This window comes from Ornithinimicrobium sp. INDO-MA30-4 (assembly GCF_021535045.1).
Lineage (GTDB): Bacteria > Actinomycetota > Actinomycetes > Actinomycetales > Dermatophilaceae > Ornithinicoccus.
Window position 1 is genome coordinate 1,765,189 of record NZ_CP091056.1, and the last position, 13,872, is coordinate 1,779,060.

General features: G+C 62.1%; 12 protein-coding genes, 3 pseudogenes and 1 riboswitch. Of the genes and pseudogenes, 11 read left to right on the forward strand and 4 right to left on the reverse strand.

Annotation, left to right across the window (positions count from 1 at the left end):
• The first annotated feature begins 70 nt into the window (after positions 1-70).
• From L0A91_RS10395 to lpdA, 4 genes and pseudogenes are all read left to right on the forward strand, one after another.
• Entirely contained in the window at positions 71-2,224 is a 2,154-nt protein-coding gene (locus L0A91_RS10395; protein ID WP_235244399.1) for an acyltransferase family protein, read from the forward strand.
• 265 nt (positions 2,225-2,489) lie between these two features.
• Positions 2,490-2,630: pseudogene (locus tag L0A91_RS19905) on the forward strand (beta-propeller domain-containing protein); the annotation flags it as partial.
• A gap of 107 nt (positions 2,631-2,737) precedes the next feature.
• Entirely contained in the window at positions 2,738-4,078 is a 1,341-nt protein-coding gene (locus tag L0A91_RS10400) for a beta-propeller domain-containing protein (protein WP_260115189.1), read from the forward strand.
• A 102-nt stretch (positions 4,079-4,180) separates the two neighbouring features.
• Positions 4,181-5,520: pseudogene (lpdA, locus tag L0A91_RS19910) on the forward strand (dihydrolipoyl dehydrogenase).
• Positions 5,521-5,699: 179 nt separating this feature from the next.
• Here the strand turns inward: lpdA and L0A91_RS10415 are convergent.
• From L0A91_RS10415 to L0A91_RS10430, 4 genes are all read right to left on the reverse strand, one after another.
• Positions 5,700-7,400, reverse strand: a complete 1,701-nt coding sequence (locus L0A91_RS10415; RefSeq protein ID WP_235244402.1) for a carbon starvation protein A — start codon at positions 7,398-7,400, stop codon at positions 5,700-5,702.
• 116 nt (positions 7,401-7,516) lie between these two features.
• Positions 7,517-8,200 carry a response regulator transcription factor gene (locus L0A91_RS10420; RefSeq protein WP_235244404.1) on the reverse strand — a complete coding sequence of 228 codons (684 nt, stop codon included), beginning with the start codon at positions 8,198-8,200 and terminating at the stop codon, positions 7,517-7,519.
• Between the two features lie 148 nt (positions 8,201-8,348).
• Entirely contained in the window at positions 8,349-8,510 is a 162-nt protein-coding gene (locus L0A91_RS10425; RefSeq protein WP_235244405.1) for a hypothetical protein, read from the reverse strand.
• 26 nt (positions 8,511-8,536) lie between these two features.
• Positions 8,537-9,382 carry an ATP-binding protein gene (locus L0A91_RS10430; protein ID WP_235244408.1) on the reverse strand — a complete coding sequence of 282 codons (846 nt, stop codon included), beginning with the start codon at positions 9,380-9,382 and terminating at the stop codon, positions 8,537-8,539.
• A 125-nt stretch (positions 9,383-9,507) separates the two neighbouring features.
• Between L0A91_RS10430 and L0A91_RS10435 the strand changes: the two genes are divergently transcribed.
• The 7 genes and pseudogenes from L0A91_RS10435 to L0A91_RS10465 all read left to right on the forward strand — a co-directional run bounded on the left by L0A91_RS10435 (position 9,508) and on the right by L0A91_RS10465 (position 13,749).
• A complete protein-coding gene (locus L0A91_RS10435; protein WP_235244410.1) occupies positions 9,508-10,254 on the forward strand; it encodes a PspC domain-containing protein in 747 nt (248 codons plus the stop codon).
• Positions 10,254-10,808 carry a hypothetical protein gene (locus L0A91_RS10440; protein ID WP_235244411.1) on the forward strand — a complete coding sequence of 185 codons (555 nt, stop codon included), beginning with the start codon at positions 10,254-10,256 and terminating at the stop codon, positions 10,806-10,808. The genes L0A91_RS10435 and L0A91_RS10440 overlap by 1 nt, the downstream gene beginning before the upstream one ends.
• Positions 10,805-11,104 carry a hypothetical protein gene (locus L0A91_RS10445; protein ID WP_235244412.1) on the forward strand — a complete coding sequence of 100 codons (300 nt, stop codon included), beginning with the start codon at positions 10,805-10,807 and terminating at the stop codon, positions 11,102-11,104. Before L0A91_RS10440 ends, L0A91_RS10445 begins: the two co-directional genes overlap by 4 nt.
• Positions 11,105-11,200: 96 nt before the next feature.
• Positions 11,201-11,322, forward strand: a riboswitch (SAM riboswitch).
• Between the two features lie 51 nt (positions 11,323-11,373).
• Positions 11,374-12,601, forward strand: a pseudogene (locus L0A91_RS10450) (O-acetylhomoserine aminocarboxypropyltransferase/cysteine synthase family protein); the annotation flags it as partial.
• A gap of 98 nt (positions 12,602-12,699) precedes the next feature.
• Complete coding sequence (locus tag L0A91_RS10455) at positions 12,700-12,945, forward strand: hypothetical protein (RefSeq protein WP_235244413.1); 246 nt, start codon at positions 12,700-12,702, stop codon at positions 12,943-12,945.
• 53 nt (positions 12,946-12,998) lie between these two features.
• Complete coding sequence (locus tag L0A91_RS10460) at positions 12,999-13,406, forward strand: alpha/beta fold hydrolase (protein WP_397333705.1); 408 nt, start codon at positions 12,999-13,001, stop codon at positions 13,404-13,406.
• Between the two features lie 67 nt (positions 13,407-13,473).
• The gene (locus L0A91_RS10465) at positions 13,474-13,749 is read left to right on the forward strand and encodes a hypothetical protein (RefSeq protein ID WP_235244414.1); all 276 of its coding nucleotides are present in this window, start codon (positions 13,474-13,476) and stop codon (positions 13,747-13,749) included.
• The last annotated feature ends 123 nt before the right edge of the window (positions 13,750-13,872 follow it).

A 13,872-nucleotide genomic window follows, 5' to 3' on the forward strand; every position in this document is an offset into this window, starting at 1 on the left:
CCCCCGCGTCAAGTTCGGGAGTGATCTGGAACACCCCGCCGAGATGAACACGTGTGGAAAGATTCCAATCGTGACAGCCCCCGCCCAGCAAGCTCCCGTGCAGCCGCAGCACCGGTTTCGGCTTGACATTGAGGGGCTGCGGGCGCTTGCGGTCGGGTTCGTGCTGCTCCACCACGCCAGCGCCACCCTCTTGCCAGGCGGCTTCGCGGGTGTCGACATGTTCTTCGTCGTTTCTGGCTTCGTCATCACCACCCAACTCATCAAAGAAGTCGAACGCACCGGCACCGTCAACTTGCCCGGTTTCTACGCCCGCCGAGCCAAACGCCTCCTACCCGCCGCGGGAATGGTCCTCATCTTCACCGCAATCTCGACCTGGGCCTTCGCCTCGCGAGTCCAATGGTCAAACATCGGCACCGACATCGTCGGATCATCCCTGTACGTCGTGAACTGGGTCTTCGCCTCACGCTCGGTCGACTATCTCGCCGAAGACGCCCAACCCTCACCCCTGCAACACTTCTGGTCCCTCGCCGTCGAAGAGCAGTTTTATGTCATCTGGCCACTCCTGATCATCGGCCTCGCCACCCTCGCGACCACACTGGCAAAGCGACGATCAGGATCACGCTCCGCCCCCATCCCCAGACGAGCCGTCCTTGCTGGCGGACTCTTAGTGCTGGTCGTGCTGCCCTCGCTCGCCTGGTCGATCTACTACACCCAAACATCCCCCGAACAGGCCTACTTCGTCACCACGACCCGTCTCTGGGAGTTGGGTTTCGGCGCCCTCGTCGCCGTCCTCGCGCCCACCTGGAAACTTCTCCCCTCACGCATCGCCACTATCATCGCCTGGACCGGCCTGGCTGGGCTCGTGATCTCCATGCTCATCATCACCACCGAAACAGCCTGGCCAGGCAGCGCCGCCCTGATCCCCGTCATCACCACCAGCATGGTCATCATCGGCGGATTCTCCAGCGGCCCCACCGGCCCCGTCACCCTCCTAGGCCTCAAACCCCTCGTCTGGATCGGCGGCCTGTCCTACTCGCTCTACCTCTGGCACTGGCCACTCCTACGCACCGGCGAATGGATCTTCGGCGAACAAGGCCCCTACCAAGGCCTCGCCATCGTCGCGTTCTCCTTCCTCCCTGCCTGGATCGGCTACCAACTCGTCGAAAAACCCATCCGCTACTCCAAAACCATTTCCGCCTCACCAAAATTCTCCCTCTCCCTCGGCGCCAACTTCACCGCCATCGGCGTCATCGCCGGACTACTCCTCCTCACCGCCACCTCAAGCACGGCCGAGTCCTCACCCGATGAGCCAGTCTCTTTGACGAATATAGATCCCGCAGAGTCGACCGCCGATGACGCTGAGTCGACTCAGCAACCCGTTGATGAGCCTGTCGACACTTCTCCGCTCTTTGACGTCATCACCCCTGACCCCACCGTCGTCACCACTGATCTGCCAGCGATCTATGCGATGGGCTGCAGCGTGTCTCTTGAAGGCACTGATGCGACCCCTTGCACTAGCGACACTGCGACCGGCGACGACCTAGACGTCGTGCTTCTTGGTGACTCCAAGGCCGGGCAGTGGTGGACGCCGCTGGAGACGGTCGCAGCCGACAACAACTGGTCGCTGGTGTCCTACACCAAGTCGGCTTGTTCTTACGCTGACGCGATGCTGATTAAAGACGATCTCGACTATGTGGAGTGCCGCGCCTGGAACGATCAGGTGCGCGAGATTTTGATGGCAGACCCGCCGGATGTCGTGGTTACCAGCGCTCTTTCCATCAACGCCCGCGCTGAGGATGGGAGCGTCGATACCCAGCCAGTGATCGACGGCACGATTTCGTACTGGCAAGAATTGGCTGACCAGGGCACGGTGATTGTTGCCCTCTCGGACACTCCCCAGTTCCCTAACCTTGAGGACTACGGCTATCCCTCGGTGTATGAGTGCGTGGCTGACAACCTGGACACGCCCAATGAAGACTGCGCCTTTTCTGACAGTCGCGTTCTGGGAAACCGGGTGTTAGAACCAGCCGCCGACGCCGTGGCTAAAGCAACTTTCGTCGACATGAACGCCTACGTCTGTCCCGGGGGCACCTGCCAGCCAGTCTTCCGAAACGTCCTGATGTATCGGCAGGGATCGCATATCTCAGACACGTTCTCTCAAGGAATGACTCGTCCCTTGAGTGAGGAGATCGTGCCTCTCATAGAGGCCTCAACCCAGCAGTAGAGGGAACCGTCGACAACTAACGCTCGTCCCATCGCCCTACACCGCAAGCCGATGAAACGGGACGATCATGCAACGCCGGACTCTCTGCATTGCCCTTACTTTGCTGCTGGGCTGCGCCGCCCCTGTCGCCAAGCAACCCAACTCCCCGAGCATGCCGGGCGCAATGTTTGCTTCGTGCGACGAACTTCTCGACTACTACGTCAGCAATGCCCTTGATCAGGTCGGGCCCTATGGCCTGGGGCTTCACCAGGGCCAGGAGGACATCATGTTCGCCGAGGACGGCGCGGATGCCAGTGGCGCAGAGGCAGCGCAGCCCTACTCCACGACCAACGTGCAAGAAGTTGGAGTGCTTGAGCCCGACCTCGTCCAAACCAACGGGACGTCGATCTTCACCGTGGCAGATGGGCAACTGAAGGTCGTCGATGCTGCGAGCGCCAGCCTGCGCTCCAGCACTGCGTTGGATGAACACCTCCTCCCCGGGAGACCAAACTCTTACTCGATGCCGACACCCTCGTGGTTATCGTCTCCGCACCTACCTCGCCCAGCACCACCATCATTCAGGTGGACGTTTCGGACCCAGTCGCACCGCAAATCCTCGGATCACACACCATCAGCGGCCAATATGAGTCAGCTCGGATGGTCCAGGGCACGGTCCGGCTGGTCACTAGCGCTGAGCCGACCTTGCGCTTCCAATACCCCGACAGTGACTCCTGGTGGGATCGGCGCCGAGCGACCACGGCCAATCGCGAGATCATCACCAATTCGACCTTGTCGCAATGGGTGCCGGGCTCAGTGGCAGATTGCGAGGAAACTGTCAGGCCAGCCCAGTTCAGCGGCTTTGGGACTGTGGCGGTGACGACCATGCAGGCAGCCAATCCGGCCGAAGCTAGCTCGTCGTCGGTAGCGCTGGTCGCTAGCCCAGGCACGATCTATGCCTCAACCGACCAACTCGTTGTCGCGGGTAGCGAATGGCAGAGCGAGGCTAATGATTACGCCACCAACCTGCATACCTTTGATATTGGCAGCACTGCCCCAGCTGAGTATGCGGCTTCTGGCCAGGTGCGAGGGCGCATCGTCGACCAATTCGCTCTCAGCGAGAGCGAGGGCATCATCCGGGTGGCCACTACGAGCGAAGGCCAGTGGGATGGCCCAGCATCGTCCTCGACCCTCTTCACGTTGGCCAGGGACGGTGCCGACCTCACCGTCCTCGGCAGCGTCGAGGACTTAGGTGTCACCGAGGAGATCAAGTCGGTGCGCTACCTGTCGCCTGACTTGGCCGCGGTGGTGACGTTCCGCCAGACGGACCCGCTCTATTTGATCGACACATCGGAGCCGGCAGACCCCGTCGTGCGCGGCGAGCTGAAGATCGATGGCTACTCCGCCTACCTACACCCCATTGGCGACGACCATCTCCTGGGGATCGGCCAAGACGCGGACCCCTCAACAGGCATTGAGCAGGGCCTCCAGGCGTCCCTCTTCGACATCAGCAACCTCGCAAACCCTGAGCTCGTGGATCAACTGATGTGGCCCGGCGCTAGCTCGCTGGCAGAGTCAGACCACCACGCCTTCACCTATTGGCCGCAGACCGGCCAGGCGTTCTTACCGACCTGGACCTACACCCCCATGGTTGACCCGCTTGCCGAGGAGAGCGCCTACCCCGTGATGTCCACCGGCGTCTCCTTCACGATTGAGGGCGAATCGCTCATCGAAGGAGCGCCACTAGGGACCTCGGCCCACCAGGAAGGCATCGAGCGAACCATGGTCATTGGGGACACGCTCTGGACGGTGACCGCCAACGGGCTTAACCACTACCAGTTGGACACTCTTCGCCCACTCGGTTCCGTCAACTGGTGAGCCCGCCTAGGCACATTTGACCGCACACGGCATACTAGCCGCATGGTCGATCACTATGACGTTGTTGTCCTTGGCGCTGGCCCCGGTGGGTATGTCGCGGCAATCCGCGCAGCCCAACTGGGGAAGAGCGTTGCTGTGGTGGAAAAGAAGTATTGGGGTGGTGTCTGCCTCAACGTTGGCTGTATCCCTTCCAAGGCGCTTCTGAAGAACGCCGAGTTGGCGCACACGCTGACCCACGACAAGAAGAAGTTCGGCATTGAGGGCGACGCGACCATGTCGTACGGCCCGACACATGCCCGTAGCCGCCAGGTTTCTGCTGGCATCGTCAAGGGTGTTCACTTCTTGATGAAGAAGAACAAGATCACCGAGATCGATGGTTGGGGCACCCTCAAGGATGCCAAGTCCATGAGCGTCGAGCTCAACGACGGCGGGACCCAAGACCTCTCCTTCGACGATCTGATCATCGCGACCGGCGCCACGACGCGCCTCATCCCGGGCACCGAGTTGTCCGACCGCGTTGTCACCTACGAAGAGCAGATCCTCACCGACGAACTGCCCGAGAGCATCATCATTGCTGGCTCCGGCGCCATTGGCGTGGAGTTTGCGTATGTCATGAAAAACTTCGGCGTCGACGTCACCATCGTTGAGTTCCTCGACCGCATCGTGCCGCTCGAAGACCCCGAGGTCTCCAAGGAGTTGCACAAGCAGTACAAAAGCTCGGCGTGAAGTTGATGACGTCCACCAAGGTCGAGTCGATTGACGACTCCGGCGACAAGGTAAAGGTCACCGTCTCCCCCGCTGATGGCGGCGACTCCAAGGTCTTGGAGACCGACAAGGTCATGCAGGCCATTGGCTTCAAGCCGCGCACCGAAGGCTTTGGCCTTGAGGCTGCAGGCGTGGAGTTGACCGACCGCGGCGCCATCGAGATCGATGGCCGTGGCCGCACCAACGTTGACGGCGTTTACGCCATCGGCGATGTGACCGCCAAATTGATGTTGGCCCACACAGCTGAGGCTCAGGGCATCGTCGCTGCTGAGACCATCGCCGACGCTGAGACGATGGAGATCGAATATGACTTCATCCCGCGCGCGACCTACTGCCACCCGCAGATCGCCTCAATGGGCTACACCGAGGAGCAGGCTAAGGAGCGCGGCCACGAGATCAAAGTCGCCAAGTTCCCGTTTGCTGCCAATGGCAAGGCTGCCGGCCTGGGTGAGACCGTCGGTTTCGTCAAGGTCATTGCGGACGCCGAGCACAACGAGATCATCGGTGCGCACATGATTGGCCCCGACGTCACCGAGTTGCTGCCGGTCTTGAACCTGGCACAGCGTTGGGACCTGACGGCCGATGAGGTGTCACGCAGCATCTTTGCTCACCCGACCTTGGGTGAGTCCGTGAAGGAAGCAGTGCACGGCATCGCGGGGCACATGATCAACTTCTGAGTCACGCTTAACGAAGTGATGGCCGTCCCGGTTTGCCGGGGCGGCCATCACTTTGTGTCAGGTGGGTGCTCACTCGAGTCATGCCCAAACTCTTGGAATCGACCACCTAGCGATCACCGTGTCGGACCTCGACGGCACCGCTGTGGAGTTTTTCGTGCCAGGCGGTTAGGCCTTAGCCCCTAGCGCGGGGCCTTCTCGCGCGCCCGCTCCTGCGCCCAGTCAACATCGGGCCCATCGGCCTGAGCACTGCGCATCGCCGAGGTGGCTTCGATGATGATCCAGACCGCGCATACCAAAATGACGATGTCGAGGCCGAGGAGCAGCCAGTTTTGGTCGTTCCAGAATGTGCCCATCTGCACAAACAGAGCGAACACCGACATACTCAGCACAAACACCAACGGGATAATCAGTGGCATTGCGCTACGGCCTCGTCGCAGCACCATGACCGCAACAACCGAGAGCGTCAGGCCAGCCATCAACTGGTTGGTCGTGCCAAACAGCGGCCAGATCAACATGCCACCGGAGCCGTCCGAGCCAGCACCGAAGGTCAGGCCAACGGCAACGATCAGCGCAATAATCGTCGAGGAGCCCTTGCCCAGCTTCACGCCAGCAACTTCACCCATCTCTTGGACGACGAAGCGTTGCAGTCGCACCCCGGTGTCCATGGTGGTGGCAGCGAACAGGATGGCCGTCGTCGCCAAAATCGTGTTGGCCAACGAGGCAGGCAGCCCCAGGCCGCTCTCGACAATCGCGCCGCCACCCTGCACGAAGGCACCAACACTGCCCGCACCAAACTCGCTGTATGTCGCTTGCCACGCTTCGAGGGTGGCGAAACCTGCCGTAGTGGCCAGGATCGCACCAAGGGCCAACAAGCCTTCGCCAACTGCCCCGAAGTAACCGACGAACCGAATATCAGGTTCTTTGTCCAACTGCTTAGAACTTGTGCCGGAGCAGACCATCCCGTGGAATCCGGAGATGGCGCCACAGGCAATCGTCACGAACAGCAGCGGAACAATGCCCGGGGTGCCTTCGGGGACATTCTGGTTGATGGCTGGAGCGACGATGGTCGGCGATGCGATGAGGACCGAGGCATACAGCAGGCCAAGCGCGACGAACAGTTGCAGGCCGTTGATGTAGTCGCGCGGCTGCAGCAGCATCCACACCGGCAGCACCGAAGCGACCCCGGCATAGAGGAAGAGCAAGATGATCCAGACCGAGTTGGCTGGCAGGCCAAATGTCGAGTCCGGCAGCGAGATCGGGACGGCGTTTCCCAGCAAGATCAGGGCATACAGCGCGAGTACACCGACCACCGAGGCCAGGCCAAGTCCGCCCCAGCCGCGTCGCAGCACTTGACCAATCACAATTGCCACGGCAATGGCGCCCCAAGTCGGGATCACCGCGGTCGGCGTTGAGACCAGCAAGCCAGCGATCACCACGGCAAAGGCTGCGTTGACCATCAGCAACAGTAGGAAGATCACGACCAAGAATAGGCGGCTTCCACGCTTGCCGATGTAGCGCTCAGACAGCGCCCCCATCGACTTCCCCTTGTTGCGACTGGAGGCCCAGAGCGCACCCATGTCGTGTGCGCCGGCGAAAAAGACAGTGCCGATCGTGACCCACAAGAAAGCAGGCAGCCAACCCCAAATCACGGCGATGGCAGGGCCCACAATGGGCGCCGCGCCGGCGACGGAGGTGAAGTGGTGACCCCAGAGGACAAATTTGTTGGTCGGGACGAAGTCAACGCCGTCCGCAAGTTCGTGCGACGGTGTCACTCCATCGGGCTCAAGGGCATAAACCTTGGTGGCCAAGAACCGCGAATACAGCACGTATCCCGTGATGATCATGCCGATACCGATGAGCGCCAACGCAATTGAACTCATGGACTAACCCCTGCCTACAACCTCGTCGTCACCGGCCCCTGCCGCGCACAAAGCATCGTTGCTCTGCGGGCCAATTCCGACTATCGCTTACCGACCCGCAGACCGCAACCATGGGTCTAGAGAAGTCGCCGGTCCATCGCCCAGGCGGTGAGCTCATGTCGGGATGACAACTGCAGTTTGCGCAGCACCGCCGACACGTGGGTCTCCACCGTTTTGACTGAGATGTACAACTCTTTGGCCACTTCTTTGTATTGGTAGCCGCGAGCGATCAACCGCATCACCTCGCGCTCTCGCTTGCTGAGTCGATCTAATTCTTCGTCGACCTCAGCGATCTCTCCCGCCGCAGCGCCAAAGGCGTCCAGAACAAACCCGGCCAACCGTGGGCTAAACACCGCATCGCCCTCGGCCACCCGCACGATCGCCGACGCCAAATCGCCCGAGCTGATCGTCTTGGTGACATAACCGCGAGCGCCAGAGCGGATGACAGTGATCACGTCGTCGGCGGCATCTGAGACCGAGAGCGCCAAAAATCGCACTGGCTGACCGGCCAGGCTTCGCACCCCGCCGCTGCCTTTCAACACGTCAGCACCGCCATGCCCGCCACCACCAGGCAGGTGCACATCGAGCAAGACCACATCGGGCTGCGTCTGAGCGATGACGTCGATGGCGGCCTCGACGTTGCCAGCCTCGCCCACGATCTCAAGGTCTTGGGACATCTGCGCTAATTCAGCTCGCACCCCCGCCCGAAAGATGCGATGGTCATCAACGAGGACCACCCGGAACTGCGACTCCTCGCTCATGACGTCTCCCTGATCTCGCTGTTCTCACGCGCCATCGGCATCTCGAGCTCCACTTCCATACCCGGGTCGCGGCGCCGGAATGTCGCAGCTCCGCCGTGTCGAGCCATCCGGTCCCTGATCGACCCGTTCACGCCGCCCCGGTCTTCGGCTATCTCAGCGATCTCGAACCCGGCTCCATGGTCACGGACGAAAGCCGACACCCTTGCGGGCCGATTTCGACGTAGGCCGAGATCGGCGGTGCCGCATGCACTGATGCATTCACCAACGCTTCGCGCATTGCAGACACAACGGCCTGGCCAGCGTCGCTCATCGCACGATCCCCGGAAACCACAACTTCTAGAGGTATGCCGTGGCGATCTTCGACCTCCCCGCCACTGCCGCGAGTGCCGCGGCCAACGTCAATTGCTCTTGCGGAGAGCCGGCAAACAGCCATTGCCGCAGCTCACGCTCTTGGGCCCGCGCCAACCTGGTGACTTCAGAGTTGTCCGAGTTACGTTGGATCAAAGCCAGTGTCTGCAATACGGAGTCATGCAAGTGGGCGGCGATATCGGCTCGCTCAGATTCCCGCGCTCTGGCCGCCTGCTCCGTGCGAAGTTGCTGCCACACCCTGCTCACCGCGGGGGTCGCGATGAGCGCCAAACCCGCCAGGACGGCACCCAGCACCGCCAGCAATTCGATCCATTCTCGCCAGGAATCTCCTCGCGTGACCAGCAGAATGAGTCCGACCGCAGCGATCGCGAGCCCCAAGACCAGGCGTGCCCCCACCCAAGCTTGGCTCCACCGACTGCCACTGGGTGGGGCCTGGGTGCTGGCCGCAAGTTGTGACCACACGGCGAGCGCCCCGAGGGCGATAAGGCCAGCGGCGACCCAGCCCAGGGAAGGTGACTGGCCCGTCGCGTCCAACCCAGCGACGACGAGCCCACCAGCGGTCAGGAACGCGCCAAATCGCAGCAGTGTCAGTACCCCCGCGAATGTCTTGGGCTCGGAATCATCGCTCGGCGCGAATCCCCACAGAAAGAGATAGGCGATCACCCCGGCCCCATTCAGCAGCGCCAGGCCAACCATCACGGTTCGCACCAGCACGACTGAAATTGCCAGGTGCTCAGCCAGGCCAGCGCATACTCCACCCAGCCAACGGCCCTCTTGCGGCCGCTGCAACGTGGGGGTCGAAGCGCTATCCATACCTGCATCTTGTCGCACCTGATATCCCCATGTCCGACAATCTCGGGGTAATCAGGGCAAACTCAGGGTTGAATCAGGGTCGCCCCTCATAGCGAGGGGCCCTCGTGTCACCGGAGAGTGAAGGCATGACAACGCAAAGCTCGCAGGCATCGGTCGACGAACCGGGCCCAGAGCAGACCAATAGGCCCAAGGACGACTTCTTTACTAAGTTGCGCCGTGTCGACATGCGGCGCACCTCAGACAGCTGGGTTGGCGGGGTGTGCGCGGGTTTGGGGCATCGAGTCGGGCTGGATCCGCTCGTGATCCGAGCTGGAGCAGTGCTGCTGGGCATCTTCTTCGGCTTGGGCCTGTTGGCCTATTTGCTGGCGTGGTTTTTGATCCCCGACCGCAATGAGCAGACCCACGCCGAGATGGGGCTGCGCGGCGGTCGCGGCAGTTCGATCTTCCTCTTCGTGGTGACCGTGCTGGTGGGGCTGGGCGGCCTCACGACCGGAGTCTTCGGATGGAGCAATTTCAGCTTCGCGGATATCGCGGTCACACTGGTGATCGGCTGGGCTCTTTGGTACGTCTGGACAAGGCGACCCGAAACCGGCGCCGTTTCCCAACGGGCCTACTCGCCGCCGCCCCCGCCCAGCACTGATGTCATGGCAGATCCCGTCCGAGGAGATGCTGGCCGACCCTCCCCGGATCACGTCGGTATGTCGGCTCGCCCGTTTCCTCTCCTCCACCCCGAACGCCGCGGCGCAAGGGCCCCGGTGGCCCCATCACCCTGGCAGTTCTTGGCCTCGCTGTCATCGCTGCCGGAGCCATCGTCCTTGCGTTGTCCTCTCAACCCTTGGTCGGGCTGGCGCTTGGTGGACTTGCTGGACTAGTGGTTGTCGGCACCGCCCTGGTCATCTTGGGCATCCAAGGGCGCCGCGCAGGCTTCCTGGGTTTCGTAGCCGGAACCGGACTACTCGTGGCACCACCAGCGGTCATGGGCGGCTACAGCTTTGATCGCTATGAGGCTGACTTTGTCACTGAATTCAACAGCGAAGGCTTCTACGTCAACACCGCCGACTCGATCTTTGTCCCGAGTGACCCCAGCGAAAAATCCTTCCAGTCGGGCGCCGGCAACGTCGTCCTCGATCTGACCGGTCTCAGCCCCTCTGAGTTGGAGGGTTACGAGCCGACGCTCGATGTCAGCGCAGGAGATGTCCTCATCATGCTTCCAGCCGAGCAGGCCGGCACCGTCAACGTGGCGGTCTCGGCTGGTGAGGTCTTCGCCAGCGGCTTCGGCGAAGACGTTGATGGCAGCACTGGCGGCGTGTTTGTAGACCGGACCTTCGTCATCGGCACCGGTGATGGATATGACCTGAGCGTTGATGTGACGGCCGGAACCGTCCAGATTGACGCCATCACGACAGATGAGGGAGAGCAGCGATGAGTAACAACCCGACTGGCACAGGCACCGAGGTGGTGCCGTACGTCGAGCCAGAAGCGCCTCAGGCCCCCGAAGGCACATCATGGCTGACCGTGACCTATGGTCTATGCACATTGTTTGTCGCGGTCCTTGGCGCGATAGCTCTGGAGTGGGCGACCGGAGCCTTCGGTTTCGCCTTTCTGCCGGCCGTCCCCTTGGTGGGCATCCTCGCTGGCACCCTGATCGCCTTCGGCGTGATTGCCCTGGCCATCGGCGGCTTGAGTTACCTGCGGTCGCAAAGTAGCCCAACGGGAAACTAACTCGGACCCCGCAGAATCTTCATTTCTGCGGGGTTTTTGGCACTCTTCGCCGCATTGACTTCACTCATGCGCCCGCTTAGCGTGACTCTTGTAGGTGGTCATGAGACTCAGCGTTAAGCGCCGGCTGGCTGGGCGGCAACCCTCCACCGCGGTGGGGTGCCCCGGATGATGACCAGGCTGTCGACCGCTCCCGTGGGGGCCGACAGCAAGCGCGGGCTCGCTCCCTGTGAGCCAGCGACCACCACCGTTGACATGCACAGGAGCCATCGATGACTTGGTCTTTTGACACTCGCCAGATTCACGCCGGACAGAGCCCCGACCCCACCACTGGTGCACGAGCACTACCCATCTTCCAGACGACATCCTTCGTCTTCGACAGCGCCGAGCAAGCCGCCAACCGCTTCGCGCTGGCCGAGTTGGGCCCGATCTACACCCGACTCAACAATCCCACCACCGAGGTCGTCGAAAACCGGATTGCCGACCTCGAAGGCGGACTCGGCGCTTTGCTCGTCGCCTCGGGCCAGTCCGCGACGACGTTGGCCGTCCTCAACCTGGCCGAAGCCGGCGACCACATCGTCGCTTCACCCAGCCTGTATGGCGGGACGCAGAACCTGTTTGAGCACACGTTGCCCAAGCTCGGCATCCAGGTCACCTTCGTCGAAGACCCGACCGACGCAGAATCTTGGCGTTCGGCCGCAACCGACAAGACCCGCGCTTTCTTCGGGGAGTCGATTTCTACCCGAGCAGTCAAGTCCTCGACATCGAAGCCGTCAGCGCGGTCGCCCATGAGGTCGGTGTCCCGTTGATCGTCGACAACACGATCGCCACCCCTTACCTTTGCCGCCCGATCGAGCACGGCGCCGACATCGTGGTGCACTCGGCCACGAAGTTCCTCGGCGGCCACGGCACAGCGATCGCGGGCGCAATCGTCGACTCCGGCAACTTTATTTTCGGCGACCACCAAGAGCGCTTCGCCAACTTCAACACTCCGGACCCGAGCTATCACGGCTTGGTTTATGCCCGCGATCTTGGACCTGACGGGGTGCTCGGCGCCAACTTGGCCTACATCCTCAAGGCGCGAGTCCAGTTGCTGCGCGACCTCGGACCGGCCGCCTCACCGCTCAATGCCTTCCTCATCGCTCAGGGCATCGAGACCCTGTCACTTCGTGTGCAGCGCCACGTCGAAAACGCCCGCAAGGTTGTCGAATGGCTCGGGCACCAGGTTCAGGTCGAGAGCGTCAACTACGCCGAGTTGCCTGGCCACCCATCGCGTGAGCTGGCCGCTAGGTATTTGCCAGAAGGCGCTGGCTCCGTGTTCACCTTTGAGATCGCTGGCGGCGCCGAGGCTGGCAAGGCTTTTGTCTCAGCGTTGGAGTTGCACTCCACGTGGCCAACATCGGCGATGTTCGCTCCTTGGTCATCCACCCAGCCTCGACCACGCACTCCCAACTCACTCCCGAGGCGCAGGCTGCGGCTGGAGTTTCGCCGGGATTGGTGCGTCTCTCGGTGGGGTTGGAATCAATCGACGACATCATTGCCGACCTCGAGCTGGGGTTCGCCGCCGCCGGGTCAGCCAACGCTGGATCGGCCAGCTAATGTCGAGCGCCCCCAACCCTGGTGCCAGCGCTGCACCTTCGCGCAAGCGCAGCGCCATTGTCGGCGACCTGCGCACCGAGTCGGGCGAGTTGCTGAGCGATGTGCGGATGGCATATCAAACCTGGGGGCGCCTCAACAAAGCTGGCGACAACGCTGTCTTGGTCCTCCATGCCCTCACCGGCGACTCCCACGTCGTCGGTGAGTCGGGCCGGGACAGCCGACAGCCGGTTGGTGGCCTGGGCTGATCGGGCCAGGTTGCCCGATCGACACCGATGAGTGGTTCGTCGTTGCCCCCAACGTGCTTGGCGGGTGCCGCGGCAGCACCGGCCCGGGCACATCAGCGGATGATGGCAAACCATATGGCAGTTCGTTCCCGCACATCACCATCCGAGACCAGGTCAACGCTGAAGCGCTGCTGGCTGACTCGCTCAAGATCAGTTCGTTCGCTGCCGTCTTCGGTGGGTCGATGGGTGGCATGCGAGCGATTGAGTGGGCAGTGTCTTATCCCGGTCGGGTCAAGAACACGGCCGTCATCGCCTCCTGCGCGGTGGCAACCGCCGACCAGATTGCCTGGGCTACGCCGCAGATCCACGCCATTCGCGGGGACGCTGGCTTCAATGGCGGCGACTACTACCCCGGCCCTGGACCACGAAACGGCCTGGAGGTGGCCCGCCAAATCGCACACGACATACCGCGCGGCGGGTGACCTGGATGAACGATTTGGTCCCGCGCCGCAACTGGGTGAAGAACCACTGAACGGCGGCCGGTATGCCGTGCAGTCCTACTTGCAGCACCACGGACGCAAGTTGGTGCGCCGGTTTGATGCCAACGCCTACCTCACCCTGACCGAGGCGATGAACAGTCATGACATCGGTCGCGGCCGCGGCGGCGTCGAGATGGCGCTGCGGCGGATCACGGGGCAACTGCGCGTGTTGTCTATTGACTCAGACCGGCTCTTCACCGCGGCCGACGGCGCAGCCCTGGCAAACTCCCCGCGTGCGTGGAGTTCACCACGATCAATTCTCCGTATGGCCATGACGCCTTCCTGATCGAAACTGAGCCAGTCTTTGCTTTGGTGAGCCGCACGCTCTATCCGACACGGATTTCCGTTTCGGCCCCGACGCGGGAAATTGTGACGCACGACATACGATGAGTCCCTAGGGAAGGGACTC

Excerpts from the sequence above, each read along its gene's own strand:
- L0A91_RS10455 (WP_235244413.1), top strand. The coding sequence starts at position 12,700 with ATGTCGAGCGCCCCCAACCCTGGTGCCAGCGCTGCACCTTCGCGCAAG.
- L0A91_RS10420 (WP_235244404.1), bottom strand. The coding sequence starts at position 8,200 with ATGAGCGAGGAGTCGCAGTTCCGGGTGGTCCTCGTTGATGACCATCGC.
- L0A91_RS10415 (WP_235244402.1), bottom strand. The coding sequence starts at position 7,400 with ATGAGTTCAATTGCGTTGGCGCTCATCGGTATCGGCATGATCATCACG.
- L0A91_RS10445 (WP_235244412.1), top strand. The coding sequence starts at position 10,805 with ATGAGTAACAACCCGACTGGCACAGGCACCGAGGTGGTGCCGTACGTC.
- L0A91_RS10425 (WP_235244405.1), bottom strand. The coding sequence starts at position 8,510 with ATGAGCGACGCTGGCCAGGCCGTTGTGTCTGCAATGCGCGAAGCGTTG.
- L0A91_RS10435 (WP_235244410.1), top strand. The coding sequence starts at position 9,508 with ATGACAACGCAAAGCTCGCAGGCATCGGTCGACGAACCGGGCCCAGAG.
- L0A91_RS10430 (WP_235244408.1), bottom strand. The coding sequence starts at position 9,382 with ATGGATAGCGCTTCGACCCCCACGTTGCAGCGGCCGCAAGAGGGCCGT.